Below are 15,789 nucleotides of genomic sequence, written 5' to 3'. Positions count from 1 at the left end.
CTCAGGCCAGCAAGCCACGCGAACGCGCTGCGAAAACGGCGCGCGTGCGCGAGGAAACGGTGAGCTTGCGGTAGATGTTCTTGATGTGGCATTCGACGGTGTGCCGCGACAGGAAGATCTGCTCGGCTATCTCGCGGTTGGTCAGGCCTTCGGCAACCAGCTGGAGGATCTGCAGTTCGCGCGCGGTCAGCACATCTTCGCCGACGCGCCCCGGCGTGGCCGGCGGCGCCTGCGTGAGATCAAGGATGCGCCGCGCGATGAAGGGATCGATCGGCGCCCCGCCGCGCAGCACGCTGCGGATCGACAGCAGCAGCTCCAGGTCGTCGCGCTCCTTGAGCACGTAACCGGTGGCGCCGGCGCGCAGCGCGTTGAGGATGAGGTCGTCGGTGCTCCAGGCGGAGATCACGAGGATGCCGGGGCCGTCGTCGGCGTTCATTGCAGCACCGGTCGGCGCGCTCATCTGCGCGATCAGCTCCACGCCGTTGCCGTCGGGCAGGCCCAGGTCGACCAGCGCGAGCGCGAACGACTGGCGCGCGAGTTCGATGCGCGCATCGACCAGCGTGGCGGCGAGCACCAGCACGTCGTTGCCGTAGCCCAGCTGGTTCAGGATGCCGACGATGCGCCGCTGCATCAGCGCGTCGTCCTCGACGATGAGCACGGGCGCCGGCAGGTCGGGGCTGGGCGGCGGCGTCATCGCCGGGCCGTCGGGGTGGGGAGGGAAAGCGGGCATCAGGACCGTTCGGACAAGGGGGCAAGCATGCCCGAATCATCACCCAGGCTTCGCGCGCGAGGCTGCAGTGTCCCCTCGCGGCGGCGCGGCGGCCATCACCAGATCTGGGGGTTCTGGTGGCGCGGCGCGGCATCGGTCGGCCTTCGCCTACAGACAGGCACCACGCGAGCGGACATGGTGGGGCCATGACACATCCGATCGAACTCATCATCGACGAGCCGGCTCCCGGATCCTTTGTCTGGCGGCTGCTCGAAACCGACACCGACGGTGCGCATCCCACCGTCCTGCGCTGCGCCTTCGACCCGGTCGAGAGCTACGAGCTCGCCCTGGCCTCGGGACAGCGCGCCCTGCGCAGCGAGATGCGCGCGCACGCTACAACGGAAGGCCACTGAGCGTCAGCATGCGCTGACGGCGGCTTCGCGAGGCGTCCTACCGCTCTCGCGCCGTCGGTTCCTAGGATGGTTTTCGGGCGCCGGTTCTCTTGCGCTTGTCGCAATGAGGCAACCGCCGGCGCCTTCAAGGAGATGACCATGCAAAGAAAGCTCATGTGGATGTGCGCCGCTGCCGTGTCCTGTCTCACGGTCGTCTCGGCGCAAGCGCAGGTGAACCCGCCGCCCGCGGCCACGGTCGATCCGGCGGTCGCCGAATACAAGGCGGCGCGCGACAAGATCTCGGCCGACTACAAGACCGACCGCGCCGCTTGCGATGCCATGAAGGACAACGCCAAGGACGTCTGCGTCGAGGAAGCCAAGGGCAAGGAAAAGATCGCCAAGGCCGAGCTCGACCAGAAGATGAAGCCCAGCGACGGCAATGCCCGCAAGGTGGCCGAAGCCAAGGTGGAAGTCGCCTACAGCATCGCCAAGGAAAAATGCGACGACCAGAAGGGCGAGGCCAAGTCAACCTGCGTGAAGCAGGCCAAGGCCGATGAAAGCAAGGGCATGGCCGAAGTCAAGGCGATGAAGAAGTAACCAGCCGGGCCGCAGCCCTTCCCGTTGGCGCTGGCCGGGGGCGGTCGCATACTCGACAGATGCCCTCCTCTTCCACGCGTCCACGGGTCTACCTCGCCGGCCCCGACGTGTTCCGGCCCGACGCCGCGCAGTACTTTGCCGCGCTGGCCCTGGCCTGCGACGCGCTCGGCATGACGGCCGTGCCGCCGTTCGACGGCAAGGCGGCCGGCCCCGACCCCGCGCGCCGGATCTACGAGGAAAACATGAAGCTGCTGCGGTCGGCGGACGGCGTCATTGCCAACCTCGCGCCGTTTCGCGGTCTGGAGCCCGACTCGGGCACGGTGTTCGAGGTCGGCGTGGCCATCGCCCTGGGCCTTCCGGTGGCCGCCTACGGCGTTCCGCCGGGCACCTATGCGCAGCGCGCCGCCACGGCGGGCGTCGTCGGCCGCGACCCGGACGGCAGCCTGCGCGACCCCGAGGGCACGCTGATCGAGGATTTTGGGCTGCCGCTGAACCTCATGCTGGCCTGTTCGGTGCGCTTTTCGGACCTGGCGACCGACGCCTTGCGGGTGCTGGCCGAGGTGTTGGGGTCTGCGCCCGCCCAGCGGCAGTGAGCCGAAATTCGTGAAATAAGTCACAAATCAAAGGCGGGACATCACCAATTCTGGGGAGAAAGCCCCGAGAAGTAAGCCTTTCAGCCTCTTTTTGCGTTGGACACGCCAACGCCCCAAAAAGGAGGCCCGGATGCCCCCCTCAGATCAACAAGCAGTTTTCGAAGCGGCGGGCCGCCTGGGTTCCATGGAGGTCCTGACCACGCAGACCAGCGCCGTCGTCTCGATGCTGCGCGCGCTGTACGCCGCGCACCCCGAGCCGGCCAAGGTCCGGTTCCATTTCGACCGGCTGATCGGCCAGCTGCTGACCAGCCCCTACCTCAGCCACGACCCGGATCACGCGCTGATCCTGCAAGACACGGCCGCGACGCTGGTGCGGCCACCGCTCGAATCCGACCCGGTGCGCTGAGCATCGGATGCACACCCAGGAGACACTGAAATGAGTTTTGAAAAAATCAAGCTCCGGTTCGGCCGGTCGTTCCGTCGCGGCGATCGCGTCGTCTGCGAAGGCCGGCTCGGCACCATCACCGGAGCGACCTATCCGCATGTGCGGGTGCGTTTCGACGGCCGGCAGATTGCGGTGCCTTGCGATCCTTGCGAACTGCATCTGGGCATAGCCCCGATCGCGACGTTGTCCACGCTCGAACCGCAGCCGTCCTGAAGACATCGCCTCGCCTTTTCGGTGGGGCTGCCATGCGTCGCGAGCAGACGCAAAAAAGCCCCGACTGGCGGGGCTCTTTTGGGCTGTTTGATCACTGCAAGGTGATCAGGAAGCCAATCCTGGCGGAACCGGAGGGATTCGAACCCTCGATGAGGCTCTACACCCCATACTCCCTTAGCAGGGGAGCACCTTCGGCCACTCGGTCACAGTTCCTGAAAGCAACCGCAATTATGCCATTACTTAAGCGCTCGGTTGGTCCAGATCGAACGCTTTATGCAGTGCGCGCACTGCCAATTCCATATATTTTTCGTCGATCACGACCGAGGTCTTGATTTCGCTGGTCGAGATCATCTGGATGTTGATGCCCTCTTCGCTTAACACACGGAACATCTTGCTCGCAACACCCACGTGGCTGCGCATGCCGATGCCCACGATGCTGACCTTGCAGATCTTGGTGTCGCCAACGATTTCGGTGGCGCCCAGCGAAGGCATCACCTTCGACTCCAGCAGCTCGACCGTGCGCGCGAACTCGTTGCGATGCACGGTGAAGCTGAAGTCGGTCTTGCCGTCCTTGCTGAGGTTCTGGATGATCACGTCGACTTCGATGTTGGCGTCTGCCACGGCACCGAGGATGTGATACGCGATGCCCGGCTTGTCGGGCACGCCGAGCACCGAGATCTTGGCTTCGTCGCGATTGAATGCGATGCCGGATACGACGGCTTGTTCCATGTTTTCGTCTTCCTCGAAAGTGATCAGCGTGCCGGACTTGGCCTCTTCATTGATGTCGATGTCCCATGCGGTGAAGCTCGAAAGCACACGCAGCGGCACCTTGTACTTGCCGGCGAATTCCACCGAGCGGATTTGCAGCACCTTGGAGCCGAGGCTGGCCATCTCGAGCATCTCTTCGAAGCTCACGGTGGTCAGGCGGCGCGCATCGGGTTCGACGCGCGGGTCGGTGGTGTAGACGCCGTCGACGTCGGTGTAGATCAGGCATTCGCTGGCCTTCATGGCCGCCGCGATGGCCACGGCCGAGGTGTCGCTGCCGCCACGGCCCAGGGTGGTGATGTTGCCCTCGTCGTCCACGCCCTGGAAGCCGGTGATGACCACCACGCGGCCGGCCGCGAGATCGGCGCGCACCTTGGCGTCGTCGATGCTCTCGATGCGGGCCTTGGTGTACGAGTTGTCGGTGCGCACCGACACCTGCCAGCCCGCGTAGCTCACCGACTCCACGCCCTCGGCCTGCAGCGCCATGGCCAGCAGTGCCGACGATGCCTGTTCGCCGGTGGAGGCGAGCATGTCGAGTTCGCGGTGATAGGCCACGCCGGGTTTGCCCGGGGAGAGCTCCTTGGCAAGACCGAGCAGGCGGTTGGTTTCGCCGCTCATGGCGCTGGGCACCACGATCATCTGGTGACCCGCACGCGCCCATTTGGCGACGCGCTTGGCGACATTGCGGATGCGCTCGGTCGAGCCCATCGACGTGCCGCCGTATTTGTGAACGATCAATGCCATGGATGAAATCAGAGAAAGATAAAGGGCCGCCTGGAGAGCGGCGCCCTGCAAGCCGTCAGAGCGAAGTCTTCAGCGAGGGCGGGGCATTGTACCAATGCAGCCGCTCTCCCCTGCGCTCGGCGAAGCCCGCGCCCACCTTGAGGTGGATGCGGTGGCCGCGCGTGGTGCAGGTGCGGACCTGGTCCAGCAGCTGGTCGAGCTGCGCCGCGCTCGGGGCGCAGCCGTGCGACTGCATCAGCCAGTGGCGCAGCACGTTGGCCTGCCGAGCCCGGGACAGCGCCTGCAGCAGCCGGATCTGCGGCGGTTCACCGACCACGGCCAGGTCCTGTGCCGCCAGTTCGCCCAGCAGCTGCTGGGCCTGCGCCGCGTGGCCGATGCTGCGGGCGAAGGTCGCACGAAACTGCGGGAAGGTGTCCGCCAGCGCCGGCAGCAGCACGGCGCGGATGCGGTTGCGCGTGTAGCGCGCGTCGGCGTTGCTCGGATCTTCGATCCACGGCAACTGCTGCTGCGCCAGCCAGCTGCGGATGTCGGCCGCCGGCACCGCGAGCAGCGGCCGATGAATGTTCAATCCGTCGCGCACCGCATGCGCCGGCATCGCGGCCAGGCCCGGCAGGCCGGCACCGCGGGACAGCGCCAGCAGCAGCGTCTCGACCTGGTCATCGGCATGGTGCCCCAGTGCGATGGACGACACCGCAGGCCGCGCGCCGTCGGCCCGTGCCATGGCCGCATACGCGTCATAACGTGCGCGCCGCGCGGCATCCTCTGGGCTGTCGCCCGGCGCATGCCGCGCATCGACCCGGTGCGTCACCAACGGCACGCCGAGCCGTTCGCAGACCTGCGCGCACTGTCGCTCGAAGTCGTCGGCCGCCGCCTGCAGCCCGTGATGCACATGGAAGGCGATCACCTGCCCCGGCCATCGCGCCGCGCAGGCCGCGAGCAAGGCGGTCGAATCCGCACCGCCGCTGAAGCCGACGGCCAGCGGCAGGCTCGCCGGTTCGAACGCGGCCATGGCGCGTTCGAAGGCTTCGCTCATGATGGGAAAGGGAAAGCCGCTCAGCGGCTGTTGTCGGCCTTGGTGTCGTTGAACCGGCCGTAGCTCTGCAGGCGCTCGTAGCGGCGGTCCAGCAGTTCCTTCGTCTTCAGGTCACTGACCTGGCGGAAGGCGTCGTTGAGCGCGCGCTTGAGGAACGCGGCCATCTGGCGATGGTCGCGGTGCGCGCCGCCGACGGGTTCGTTGACGATCTTGTCGACCAGGCCCAGCGCCTTCAGGCGGTGCGCCGTGATGCCCAGTGCATCGGCGGCTTCCTGCGCCTTGTCGCTGGTCTTCCAGAGAATGGAGGCACAACCTTCGGGGCTGATCACCGAGTAGATCGAGTACTGCAGCATCACGAGCTGGTCGCCGACCGAAATGGCCAGTGCGCCGCCCGAACCGCCTTCACCGATGATGGTGACGATGATGGGTACCTCGAGCTGCGCCATCTCGAAGATGTTGCGGCCGATGGCTTCCGACTGGCCGCGCTCTTCGGCGTCGATGCCGGGGTAGGCACCGGGCGTGTCCACGAAGGTGAACACCGGCAGCTTGAATTTCTCGGCCGTCTTCATGAGACGCAGCGCCTTGCGGTAACCCTCGGGCTTGCTCATGCCGAAGTTGCGCGCGGTGCGCTCCTTCGTGTCGCGACCCTTCTGGTGACCGAGCACCATGCAGGGCACGCCATTGAAGCGCGCCAGACCACCGACGATCGACAGGTCGTCCGAGAAATGACGGTCACCATGCAGCTCGACGAAGTCCGTGAAGATCTCGTTGACGTAGTCGAGCGTGTACGGGCGCTCCGGATGCCGCGCGATCTTGGTGATCTGCCAGGGCGTCAGGTCGCTGTAGATGTCTTTGGTGAGTTGCTGGCTTTTCTTGCCGAGCTGATCGATTTCTTCCGAGATGTCGACCGCCGATTCGGTCTGTACATAACGCAGTTCTTCGATCTTTGTTTCGAGTTCAGCAATGGGCTGCTCGAAGTCGAGGAAGGTTCGTTTCGCCAACGTCTTCTCCTGTTTATTTCATCAATTGACCGGCCATCCGGCTCTTTTGCATTTATTCCAGAAACACCGAGGAACCGGCTTTGCCGGGCCTGCGGTGTCGCCCCCTCGAAGGGGGTTGGCGAAGCGACACGAAGTGCGCGAAGCCTGGGGGTGATCCTTAGTAAACGACCGGCACGGGGTCCAGCGATCGCCAAATATACCAAGTCGCCACGCTGCAATACGGCGCCCAGGCCACGGCGACATCGCGGGCATCGCTGCGGCTGACCGGGTCGCCCGAAAAATAGTTCACGCTGATGCCGTTGAGCAGGCCCTGGTCGTCGACCGGCAGCACGTTCGGGCGCATCAGGTGGAAGATGAGGAACATCTCGGCAGTCCAGCGGCTGATGCCGCGGATGGCCACGAGCTCTTCGATGATGAGCTCGTCCGACATGTCTTTCCAGCGGTCGACGTGCACGGTGCCCGAATCGAAATGCAGGGCCAGGTCGACCAGGTACTCGATCTTGCGCGCCGACAGCCCGGCGCCGCGCATGTCGTCGACCTTGAGCTTGAGCACGTTGGCCGGCGTGAGCTTGCGCGGCAGCGCCGCGAACTTGTCCCAGGTCGACTGCGCGGCCTTCACCGAGATCTGCTGGCCCACGATGCTGCGCGCCAGCGTGGTGAAGGCGTCGCCGCGCGACTCGAGGCAGGCCTCGCCGAACTTCGGAATGAGCCGCTTCATCACGCGGTCTTTCTTGGCCAGGTGCTTGCAGGCTTCCTCCCAATAGTCCGGCGTGTAGATGCGCACGCTGGTCTGCTGGGTGGCGGGTACGGGGTTCGTCGTTCCGTTCACTGTGCAGCCGCCCAGGTCGTTCCCGTGGGCGAATCCTTGAGCACGATGCCCTGCTCGAGGAGTTCCTGGCGAATGCGATCGGCTTCGGCGAAATTCTTCGCCGCCTTGGCCGCCGCGCGTGCATCGATCTTCGACTGGATGGTGACTTCGTCGAGCGTGGTGCCCGCTTGCAGGAACGCCTTCGGATCGCCTTGCAGCAACCCGAGCGTGCCGGCCAACGCCTTGAGCAGGCCCGCGGTGTCTGCGGATTTCGTACGATTGACTTCGCCGGCCAGCTCGAACAGCACGGCGATGGCTTCGGGCGTGCCGAAGTCTTCGTCCATCGCCGCCTTGAAACGCGCCGCATGGGGCTGCGTCCAGTCGATGGCCACGGTCGCGGGCGCCACCAGGTCGAGGGCGGTATACAGGCGCTTGAGCGAGTTGCGGGCGTCGTCGAGGTGCGCGTCGCTGTAGTTCAGCGCGCTGCGGTAATGCGTGCGCACGAGGAAGAAGCGCAGGCTCTCGGCATCGTACTTCTGCAGCACTTCGCGGATGGTGAAGAAGTTGCCCAGGCTCTTGGACATCTTTTCGTTGTCCACGCGCACGAAGCCGTTGTGCACCCAGAAGCGCGACAGCGGCTTGCCATTGGCGCCTTCGCTCTGCGCAATCTCGTTCTCGTGGTGCGGGAACTGCAGGTCGGCGCCGCCGCCGTGGATGTCGAAGGTCTCGCCGAGCGTGGCGCAGCTCATGGCCGAGCACTCGATGTGCCAGCCCGGACGGCCGGTGCCGAAGGGGCTGTCCCACTTGGCGTCGTCGGGCTCGGTCGGCTTGGCGGATTTCCAGAGCACGAAGTCGAGCGGGTCCTGCTTGCCGTCGAGCACCGCGACGCGTTCGCCGGCGTGCAGTTCGTCGAGCGACTTGCCCGAGAGCTTGCCGTAGCCGGGGAACTTGCGCACGGCGTAGTTCACGTCGCCGTTGTCCGAGCGGTAGGCCAGGCCCTTGCGTTCCAGCGTCTCGATGATGCCGAGCATCTGCGGCACGTATTCGGTGGCGCGCGGCTCGATGGTCGGCGGCTCGATGCGCAGCGCGCCGATGTCCTCGTGCATGGCCGCGATCACCTCGTCGGTCAGCGCGCGGATGGTGATGCCGCGCTGGACCGCGCGGGCGATGATCTTGTCGTCGATGTCGGTGATGTTGCGCACGTAGGTCACGGCATAGCCGCTGGCGCGCAGCCAGCGCTGCACCACGTCGAACGCCATCATCATGCGGGCGTGGCCGATGTGGCACAGGTCATAGACGGTCATGCCGCACACGTACATGCGAACCTGTCCAGGTTGCAGGGGGGAGAAATCCTCCAATTCACGCGACAGCGTGTTGTAGATGCGCAGACTCATGGGACTCGGAAAGCGTTGATTCGCGCACGTGCGGTACGGGCGAGCAACGGTGTATTTCAGGGGTGACGGGGGGCGTGGCTACGAGGGGTTCGACGTGGCCCCTCGGCTACAATGCGACGCAGTATAAACGGCTGCCGCCACGCAGCATCCGGGTGTTCTCCAGGCCCCCGCTCTCCCCCAATCCTGCCGAGGCTTCATGAAGCACGCCGCGTTCTCCAGACTCCCCATCGCCTTTGCACTGCTCTTCGGTCTGTGGGGCTTCGCCGCGCACGCCAACGACTACGACGACGTCAACCTTTTGCTGCGCCAGGGCAAGTCCGCCGAGGCGCTGGCCAAGGCCGACACCTACATCGCCGGCAAGCCGCGCGACCCGCAGATGCGCTTCCTGCGCGGCGTGATCCTCACCGAGCAGAACAAGACCGCCGACGCGATCACCGCGTTCACGCAGCTCACGCAGGACTTCCCTGAACTGCCCGAGCCGTACAACAACCTCGCAGCCCTGTACGCGTCGCAAAGCAAGTTCGACCAGGCCCGCGCCGCGCTCGAAACCGCGCTCAAGCTCAGCCCCAACTACGCCACCGCGCACGAGAACCTCGGCGACGTGTATGCACGCCTGGCGGCCCAGGAATACCAGCGCGCCCAGCAGTTCGCCACCACCAATGCGAGCGTCGCGCCCAAGCTCGCGCTGATCCGCCAGATCTTCACGCCCAAGGCCGCGGCCGATGCGGCCGTGCTGCCGGCCGCGCCGCCCGAAGTGCGCAAGCCCGTGGGCCGCACGACCAAGTAACAGCCTCTTGCAATCCGGCGGTGCGCACACAGTTGCCTCCCAACCTGCGCCATCGCAGGCCCACCGCCCTCCCCTCCACCCGCACACGGAGCCTCATTTGACGACCTCTGCACTTTCCCGTTTCAGCCGCCGCGGCGCCCTCGCACTGGCCGCGGCCCTGGCCTTCGGCGCCGCCGCCGGCGCGCACGCCCAGCAGGCCGCGCCGCGCGTCAAGCTCGCCACCTCGGCGGGCGACATCGTGGTCGAGCTCGATGCGGCCAAGGCCCCCAAGACGGTCGAAAACTTCCTGCAGTACGTCAAGGACAAGCACTACGACGGCACGGTGTTCCACCGCGTCATCGACGGCTTCATGATCCAGGGCGGCGGCTTCACGGCCGACCTGCAGCAAAAGCCCACGCGCCCGCCGATCCCGCTCGAAGCCAACAACGGCCTGAAGAACGACAAGTACACGATCGCGATGGCCCGCACCGGCAACCCCAATTCGGCCACCTCGCAGTTCTTCATCAACGTGAAGAACAACGACTCGCTCAACGCGCCCAACCCCGACGGCTACGGCTACACCGTGTTCGGCAAGGTCATCGCCGGCACCGACGTGGTCGACAAGATCCGCGCCGTGCAGACCGGCAACAAGGGCGGCATGCAGAACGTGCCCGTCGAAACCCTCACCATCAAGTCCGCCACGCTGGCGAAGTAATCCCGTTTCCGAAGAAGGAGCTAACTCATGAGCAACCCCCAAGTCGAACTGCACATCAAGAACTACGGCGTCATCACGCTCGAACTCGACGGCGTGAAGGCACCGAAGTCGACCGCCAACTTCATCGAGTACGTGAAGAAGGGCCACTACGACAACACGGTGTTCCACCGCGTGATCCCCGGCTTCATGGTGCAAGGCGGCGGTTTCGAGCCCGGCATGAAGCAAAAGCCCACCGGCGCCGAGATCGAGAACGAAGCCAACAACGGCCTCAAGAACGCCAACTACACCGTGGCCATGGCCCGCACGAGCGCACCGCACTCGGCCACCGCCCAGTTCTTCATCAACGTGGCCGACAACGGCTTCCTGAACCACACCGCCCCCTCGGCCCAGGGCTGGGGCTACGCGGTGTTCGGCAAGGTCACGGGCGGCACCGATGTCGTCGACAAGATCAAGGCCGTGAAGACGGGCCGCAAGGGCTTCCATGACGACGTGCCCCTCGAGGACGTCGTGATCGAAAAGGCAGTCGTTACTGTCGAGTGATGCACTTCAGGCACGGCGCAGCGGCATGACCCCGGTGGCGAACCCGGCTTTCTCCGAGCTGGTGGCGCCGCCCGCGTGGCGCACCGTCGACCTGATTTCCGACCTGCACCTGCAGGCCAGCGAGCTGGCCACCTTCGAGGCCTGGCAGGGCTACCTGCAGACCACGCCGGCCGATGCGCTGGTGATCCTCGGCGACCTGTTCGAGGTGTGGGTGGGCGACGATGCCGCCGACCAGCCCGGCTTCGAGGCGCAGTGCGTCGAGTTGCTGCAGCGCACGGCGCAGCGCATGCCCGTGTTCTTCATGCACGGCAACCGCGACTTCCTCGTCGGCAAGGCCTTTGCCGCGCAATGCGGCCTGACGCTGCTCGACGACCCCACGGTGCTGGTGCTGCACGGCGAACGCTGGCTGCTGAGCCATGGCGACGCCCTCTGCCTCGAAGACACCGACTACCTCCAGTTTCGCGCCCAGGTGCGCACGCCCGAATGGCAGGCCGCGTTCCTCGCGCGCCCGCTGGAAGAGCGCCGCGCCCTCGCCCGCGCCATCCGCGCACAGAGCGAAGACCGCAAGCGCGATCCCTCGACCCTCTGGGCCGACGTGGACGCCGACGCTGCCCGCCAATGGCTGCAGCACGCGGGCGCCAGCGCGCTGATCCATGGCCACACCCACCGCCCCGCCGTCCACGACCTGGGCCACGGCCTGCGTCGCATCGTGCTGAGCGACTGGGACGCCGCCGCGCACCCGCCGCGCGCGCAGCTGCTGTGCCTGTCGGCCGCCGGCGCGCAGCGCGTCGACCTGCGCTAGGCGCACCGCCCGCCGATGTTCAAGTGGCTGCGCCGGCTGCGCGCCCTGCCCCCGATTCCCGACGCCGCCTGGCGCGCCACGCTCACGCGCTACGCCTTCCTGGGCGCGTTGCCGTCCGCACAGCAGCAACAGCTGCGCACGCTGGCGGCCGAGTTCCTGCGGGACAAGGAATTCCACGGCACGCAGGGTTTCGTCATCACCGACGAGGTGGCGCTGGCCATCGCGGCGCAGGCCGTGCTGCCGGTGCTGCACCTGAAGGACGGGCTCGACTGGTACGACGATTTCGTCGGCATCGTGGTGCATCCGTCCGAGGTGGTGGCGCCACGCAAGGTCGTCGATGACGCGCTGGTCGTGCACGAGTACGAAGAGGTCGTCGCCGGCGAGGCGATGGACCAGGGCCCCGTCATGCTCAGTTGGCAGGACGTGCTCGCGAGCAGCGTCAGCAGCGAGGGCGGCTACAACGTCGTGATCCACGAGTTCGCCCACAAGATCGACATGCGCAACGGCATCGCCGACGGCTGCCCGCCGCTGCCGGCCGGCTTCATGGGCCGGCGCAGCGCGCGCGAGGCGCGTGCGGCCTGGATGGCCGTGCTGCAGCCGGCCTACGACGACTTCCGCGAAAAGACCATCCTCGCCGAACGCTTCGGCGCCGAGCCGCCCTGGCTCGACGATTACGGTGCCACCTCGATCAGCGAGTTCTTCGCGGTGGCCTGCGAGGCCTACTTCGTGAACCGCCCGAACTTCGCGCGGGACTTCCCGGCAGTGCTGGTTCTCTTCGATGCGTTCTTTCGGCCTGCGCAGGCCTGACCGCCCCTCACATCTGGTTTCCTTGCTTGCGCGCGCGATCGCGGTCCGCCTACCTCGTCCTGAGTAGGTGCTGATCGGGAGCACCTTGCCTTTGCAGGCCCCCGGCGTAGCATCGCTGCGGCCATCGCCCTCCACAGCACCGCTGCGCGGCCGATGACCTGGAGCGTCGCCATCGGGGGCGGCGTTGCTTCATGTGATTCGCCCCCGCCGGATAACAACACAGGAGCAGAAAATGGTGACCTATATCGGCATGCTGAGCTTCACGGACAAGGGCATCCAGAGCGTCAAGGAAACCACCAAACGCGCTGCCGCCGCCAAGGAAACCGCCCAGAAGCTCGGCGTCAACATGCGTGAGATCTTCTGGACCATGGGCGACTGCGATGTGGTCTGCGTGCTGGAGTCCGAGGACGAGCAGGCGCTCTGTGCATTCAGTCTGGCCATCGCCATGCAGGGCAATGTGCGCACGCGCTCCCTGCGCGCCTATACCGCCGGGGAAATGGACAAGATCCTGGCCAGGCTGCCTTGAGCCGGGACGGGTCGACACGCATGAAAAAGCCCGCACGCGGCGGGCTCTTTCTCATGAATGCGCCCGGGCGCCTTACTTGCGCAGCAAGGCCTTCAGTGCGTTCTGCAGACGGCGCGCAGTGGCGGCGTCGTGTGCGGCGGCGAGCACCTTGCCGGCGTCCTGACCCCAGGTCTGCGCCGGCGTCGGATCGCCACGCTTCGTCAGCAGCTTGAGCTGCAGCGCGCGGCGTGCATCGAGTTGCTCGGCGGGCGTCGGCACTTCGGCGGCCATCTCGAGGCGCAGCAGCGCTTCGGCGGCATCGCTCGCGCCGGCCGTCGGTGCGGCACCCACGGCTTGCGACCATTGCGTGCGCACGGCCGGCGTCACGGCACGGCCCAGTTCCTGCACGCTCGGCAGGCGGGCGGCATCGCGCTGCTCCCAGGCGCCGAGCACCTGCGTGAGCGCTTCGCCGTGGGCCTGCGCGGCCAGCTTGCGCAGCGCCATGTCGGCACGCTCGAGCGCTTCGCGCTGCGCGCGGAAGGCGGCATCGCCCAGGCGCGGGCCGCGGTCTTCGCGCGGCGGACGGTCGCCGAAACGGCCACCGCCCGGTGCGCCGCGATCGCCACCACGGGCATCGGGACGCGGGCCGCCACGGTCGTTCGGACGGCCGGGGCCGCCGGCGCCAGGACGACCGCCGTCGCGGCGATCACCGAAGCGGCCCGTGCCGCGAGCGGCCGGTGCGGCTTCGGCCTTCTTGCTGCTGGGCCGGTCGTCGCCACGCATAGCGACCACGGGCTTGGGTGCGGGCTTCGGCGGCGCGGCCGGCGCGACGCTTGCGGCTTCACCTGCTTCGTGCGCGGCGCTGTCGCTGCGGGCCGAAGCATCGGCGCCGTCTGCGGGCGCGACCAGGTCGGGCGCGTCGGCCGCAGCTGCCGCGGGTGCGGACGGCGTGGCTTCGGCATCGCTCGAACCCGGCGTCTGCTCGGCGCTCTCGCCGAACTCGGCGGCAGCCTGGCCGGGGGCTTCGACACCGGTTGCGCCGACCGAAGGACCGTCGCTCGTGGTGGCGGGTGCCGATGCAGGCGCCGGCACTTCACCGCGCAGCGCGGCTTCGAGGCCGGCGATGGCGGCGCGGATCTTCTGTGCGTCGCCACCGGCATTGGCCGCGTCGAGCGCCTTGGACGCGTCGAGCACGTAGCGATCGTGCTCGCTCATGGCGGCCGATGCCTTTTCGCGCTCGACCGTCTTGCGGTTGAAGGCTTCGTCGATGGGCGCGCGGAATGCGTCCCACAGCTTCTGTTCGTGGCGGCGGTCGAGCGGCACGCTTTGCGCCTCGTGCTGCCAGCGCTGCTGCAGCGCCTTCACGGCGTCGATGCGCAGCATCGGCTGGGCACCCAGCTCGGTGGCCTCGGCGATCATGGCCTGGCGGCGTTCGACGCTGGCCTTCTGCGCGGTTTCGAACGGTGCGCGGGCGGCGCCGAAGGCTTCATTCCACAGCGGTTGCAGCTCGGCAAACACCTTCTCGCCCACGTGGCCGGCATCGCGCCAGCGGTCGGCGAACTGGTGCAGCGCGCGGTTGTGCGCCTTCAGGTCGGTGGCGCCGGCATGCGCGGCGGCCCAGGCCTTGACCTCTTCGATCAGCGCGACGCGCAGGGCGCGGTGTTCGGCGGCATCGGCACGCACCTTCTCGAGCCAGGCCTCGACGACCTTGTGGGCTTCGTTGCAGGCTTCGTCGAAACGCTTCCACAGCGCGTGGTTCGGCACGCCGCCCTGGTCGGCCTGCTTCCACTGGTCGCGCAGGGCGCGCAGGGTTTCCTGCATCTTGCGGCCACCAAGGGCCTGGCCTTCGGGGCGCTTGAGCAGGCCTTCGGCCTTGGCAACGAGGTCTTCGCGGACCTTGTCGGCGCTCCAGCGCTGCCAGCCTTCGAGTTCTCCGGCAGCGACCAGTGCGGCATGCACGCGGGCTTCGAGCGGCGCGTCGACCAGCTTGCCGTGCTCCTTGAGCACGGCGCGCAGCGCGGCGGCAGCGCCGGCGCTGGCCTTGCCGTGGCCTTCGGCGGTTTCCTGTTCGAGTTTGGCGAGCGCGGCCTGCACGGCGTCTTGCGCCGCGGCGCGCACGGCCGGGTCGACCTTGGGTGCGGCGGGACGGGCGGGCGCGGCGGGCTTGGGCGCCACCACTTCGCCGCGTGCGGCGCGCAGTTCGTCGGCCCAGACGGGCACCGGCGGCAGCGGCGCGGCGGCATCGGCCGCGGCGGCAACGGCCTGCGCCAGCGCGCCGTGGAACGAATCGGACACCACGAGCAGCTGCGACTTGGAGGCTTCGAGCTGGGGGGCGAACTTGGCGTCGAGGCTGTTCCAGTTGGCGTCGGCCACGATGTCGGCGGCCTGCTGCTGCCAGTGGGTCACGTCGGCGCGCAGCGATTCCTCGGCGGCCTGGGCGTCCTTCCAGCCCTTGGTGGACAGCACTTCGAAGCGCTGTGCCAGCAGGACGGCGGCTTCGCGGTGGACCTGCGCGCGGTGCTGCAGGTCTTCGATGCCCTTGACGCGCTCAGCCAACTGGGCCTTCAGCCCGGCCAGCGGTTCGCGCGACAACGGCGCGCCGGCCTTGGCGGCGTCACGCTGCCAGGCCAGTGCGTCGGCGATGTTGAGCTTGGACTGCGCCAGCAGCGTCTCGGCCTTCTGCGCCCATTCGGCGGCGATGGCTTCCTGGCCCTTGGCGCGTTTGATTTCGTCGAGCTTTTCGCGCAGCAGGCGCGCGGCGCCCTTGTCGCGGCCGCTCAACTCCTTGAAGACCTCTTGCATCTGCTCGGACGAAGGGTTGCCCGCGAGCCAGTCGCGGATGCGCGCGGCGCGCTCGCCCGAGGTCGGCGCGGTGAAGGCACCGCCGGTGAGCGTGTCGAGGGCCTGGAGGTCGTGTGGCTTGGAAGAAGTAGAGGTCACTGCGCGAAATCGTTGTCTTG

18 protein-coding genes and 1 tRNA gene are annotated in these 15,789 nt (G+C 67.3%); 11 read left to right on the top strand and 8 right to left on the bottom strand.

Features of this window, described 5'->3' with window-relative positions; all coding sequences use genetic code 11:
* Position 1: 1 nt before the first annotated feature.
* Positions 2-730, bottom strand: a complete 729-nt coding sequence (locus AC1RAA_RS02765; RefSeq protein ID WP_492726345.1) for a LuxR C-terminal-related transcriptional regulator — start codon at positions 728-730, stop codon at positions 2-4.
* A gap of 185 nt (positions 731-915) precedes the next feature.
* On the opposite strand from AC1RAA_RS02765, the gene AC1RAA_RS02760 reads away from it, so the two are divergent.
* The 5 genes from AC1RAA_RS02760 (at position 916) to AC1RAA_RS02740 (ending at position 2,949) form a co-directional block, all read left to right on the top strand.
* Complete coding sequence (locus AC1RAA_RS02760) at positions 916-1,122, top strand: hypothetical protein (protein ID WP_062480931.1); 207 nt, start codon at positions 916-918, stop codon at positions 1,120-1,122.
* Positions 1,123-1,260: 138 nt separating this feature from the next.
* A complete protein-coding gene (locus tag AC1RAA_RS02755) occupies positions 1,261-1,698 on the top strand; it encodes a hypothetical protein (RefSeq protein ID WP_492726343.1) in 438 nt (145 codons plus the stop codon).
* A gap of 59 nt (positions 1,699-1,757) precedes the next feature.
* A complete protein-coding gene (locus AC1RAA_RS02750) occupies positions 1,758-2,291 on the top strand; it encodes a nucleoside 2-deoxyribosyltransferase (RefSeq protein ID WP_062480933.1) in 534 nt (177 codons plus the stop codon).
* A gap of 130 nt (positions 2,292-2,421) precedes the next feature.
* Positions 2,422-2,697, top strand: a complete 276-nt coding sequence (locus AC1RAA_RS02745) for a hypothetical protein (RefSeq protein ID WP_492695873.1) — start codon at positions 2,422-2,424, stop codon at positions 2,695-2,697.
* Positions 2,698-2,727: 30 nt separating this feature from the next.
* Positions 2,728-2,949 carry a hypothetical protein gene (locus AC1RAA_RS02740; RefSeq protein WP_492726341.1) on the top strand — a complete coding sequence of 74 codons (222 nt, stop codon included), beginning with the start codon at positions 2,728-2,730 and terminating at the stop codon, positions 2,947-2,949.
* A 120-nt stretch (positions 2,950-3,069) separates the two neighbouring features.
* Here AC1RAA_RS02740 and AC1RAA_RS02735 read toward each other — a convergent pair.
* From AC1RAA_RS02735 to cysS, 6 genes are all read right to left on the bottom strand, one after another.
* Positions 3,070-3,162, bottom strand: a tRNA-Ser gene (locus AC1RAA_RS02735).
* A gap of 27 nt (positions 3,163-3,189) precedes the next feature.
* Entirely contained in the window at positions 3,190-4,458 is a 1,269-nt protein-coding gene (locus tag AC1RAA_RS02730; RefSeq protein WP_062480939.1) for an aspartate kinase, read from the bottom strand.
* Positions 4,459-4,513: 55 nt separating this feature from the next.
* Entirely contained in the window at positions 4,514-5,491 is a 978-nt protein-coding gene (gene tilS / locus AC1RAA_RS02725) for a tRNA lysidine(34) synthetase TilS (protein WP_492726340.1), read from the bottom strand.
* A 20-nt stretch (positions 5,492-5,511) separates the two neighbouring features.
* A complete protein-coding gene (locus AC1RAA_RS02720) occupies positions 5,512-6,492 on the bottom strand; it encodes an acetyl-CoA carboxylase carboxyltransferase subunit alpha (RefSeq protein ID WP_056582036.1) in 981 nt (326 codons plus the stop codon).
* Positions 6,493-6,649: 157 nt separating this feature from the next.
* Positions 6,650-7,321, bottom strand: a complete 672-nt coding sequence (locus AC1RAA_RS02715; protein ID WP_095745035.1) for a DNA-3-methyladenine glycosylase family protein — start codon at positions 7,319-7,321, stop codon at positions 6,650-6,652.
* A complete protein-coding gene (cysS, locus tag AC1RAA_RS02710) occupies positions 7,318-8,694 on the bottom strand; it encodes a cysteine--tRNA ligase (protein WP_492726338.1) in 1,377 nt (458 codons plus the stop codon). Before cysS ends, AC1RAA_RS02715 begins: the two co-directional genes overlap by 4 nt.
* Positions 8,695-8,890: 196 nt before the next feature.
* On the opposite strand from cysS, the gene AC1RAA_RS02705 reads away from it, so the two are divergent.
* From AC1RAA_RS02705 to AC1RAA_RS02680, 6 genes are all read left to right on the top strand, one after another.
* Complete coding sequence (locus AC1RAA_RS02705; protein WP_062480948.1) at positions 8,891-9,481, top strand: tetratricopeptide repeat protein; 591 nt, start codon at positions 8,891-8,893, stop codon at positions 9,479-9,481.
* Between the two features lie 97 nt (positions 9,482-9,578).
* Positions 9,579-10,175, top strand: coding sequence for a peptidylprolyl isomerase (locus AC1RAA_RS02700; protein WP_492726337.1), 597 nt, complete (start codon positions 9,579-9,581; stop codon positions 10,173-10,175).
* 27 nt (positions 10,176-10,202) lie between these two features.
* Positions 10,203-10,715 (top strand): peptidylprolyl isomerase, encoded by a 513-nt coding sequence (locus AC1RAA_RS02695; RefSeq protein ID WP_070060416.1) that lies wholly within the window; start codon positions 10,203-10,205, stop codon positions 10,713-10,715.
* A gap of 25 nt (positions 10,716-10,740) precedes the next feature.
* The gene (locus tag AC1RAA_RS02690) at positions 10,741-11,517 is read left to right on the top strand and encodes a UDP-2,3-diacylglucosamine diphosphatase (RefSeq protein WP_489057031.1); all 777 of its coding nucleotides are present in this window, start codon (positions 10,741-10,743) and stop codon (positions 11,515-11,517) included.
* Positions 11,518-11,532: 15 nt separating this feature from the next.
* The gene (locus AC1RAA_RS02685) at positions 11,533-12,324 is read left to right on the top strand and encodes a M90 family metallopeptidase (protein ID WP_487847122.1); all 792 of its coding nucleotides are present in this window, start codon (positions 11,533-11,535) and stop codon (positions 12,322-12,324) included.
* Positions 12,325-12,556: 232 nt separating this feature from the next.
* A complete protein-coding gene (locus tag AC1RAA_RS02680) occupies positions 12,557-12,850 on the top strand; it encodes a GYD domain-containing protein (RefSeq protein ID WP_070060413.1) in 294 nt (97 codons plus the stop codon).
* 72 nt (positions 12,851-12,922) lie between these two features.
* On the opposite strand, the gene AC1RAA_RS02675 is transcribed toward AC1RAA_RS02680, so the two are convergent.
* Positions 12,923-15,769, bottom strand: coding sequence for a DUF349 domain-containing protein (locus tag AC1RAA_RS02675; protein WP_492726335.1), 2,847 nt, complete (start codon positions 15,767-15,769; stop codon positions 12,923-12,925).
* Positions 15,770-15,789: the final 20 nt, after the last annotated feature.

This window comes from Variovorax sp. GW823-FHT04F07 (assembly GCF_058795995.1).
Note: the sequence above shows the minus strand (reverse complement) of the source record. Positions and strands in the feature narration are given on the sequence as shown.

Excerpts from the sequence above, each read along its gene's own strand:
- AC1RAA_RS02750 (WP_062480933.1), top strand. The coding sequence starts at position 1,758 with ATGCCCTCCTCTTCCACGCGTCCACGGGTCTACCTCGCCGGCCCCGAC.
- AC1RAA_RS02685 (WP_487847122.1), top strand. The coding sequence starts at position 11,533 with ATGTTCAAGTGGCTGCGCCGGCTGCGCGCCCTGCCCCCGATTCCCGAC.
- AC1RAA_RS02730 (WP_062480939.1), bottom strand. The coding sequence starts at position 4,458 with ATGGCATTGATCGTTCACAAATACGGCGGCACGTCGATGGGCTCGACC.
- AC1RAA_RS02745 (WP_492695873.1), top strand. The coding sequence starts at position 2,422 with ATGCCCCCCTCAGATCAACAAGCAGTTTTCGAAGCGGCGGGCCGCCTG.
- cysS (WP_492726338.1), bottom strand. The coding sequence starts at position 8,694 with ATGAGTCTGCGCATCTACAACACGCTGTCGCGTGAATTGGAGGATTTC.
- AC1RAA_RS02765 (WP_492726345.1), bottom strand. The coding sequence starts at position 730 with ATGCCCGCTTTCCCTCCCCACCCCGACGGCCCGGCGATGACGCCGCCG.
- AC1RAA_RS02705 (WP_062480948.1), top strand. The coding sequence starts at position 8,891 with ATGAAGCACGCCGCGTTCTCCAGACTCCCCATCGCCTTTGCACTGCTC.
- AC1RAA_RS02760 (WP_062480931.1), top strand. The coding sequence starts at position 916 with ATGACACATCCGATCGAACTCATCATCGACGAGCCGGCTCCCGGATCC.
- AC1RAA_RS02680 (WP_070060413.1), top strand. The coding sequence starts at position 12,557 with ATGGTGACCTATATCGGCATGCTGAGCTTCACGGACAAGGGCATCCAG.
- AC1RAA_RS02695 (WP_070060416.1), top strand. The coding sequence starts at position 10,203 with ATGAGCAACCCCCAAGTCGAACTGCACATCAAGAACTACGGCGTCATC.
- AC1RAA_RS02690 (WP_489057031.1), top strand. The coding sequence starts at position 10,741 with ATGACCCCGGTGGCGAACCCGGCTTTCTCCGAGCTGGTGGCGCCGCCC.
- tilS (WP_492726340.1), bottom strand. The coding sequence starts at position 5,491 with ATGAGCGAAGCCTTCGAACGCGCCATGGCCGCGTTCGAACCGGCGAGC.
- AC1RAA_RS02755 (WP_492726343.1), top strand. The coding sequence starts at position 1,261 with ATGCAAAGAAAGCTCATGTGGATGTGCGCCGCTGCCGTGTCCTGTCTC.
- AC1RAA_RS02740 (WP_492726341.1), top strand. The coding sequence starts at position 2,728 with ATGAGTTTTGAAAAAATCAAGCTCCGGTTCGGCCGGTCGTTCCGTCGC.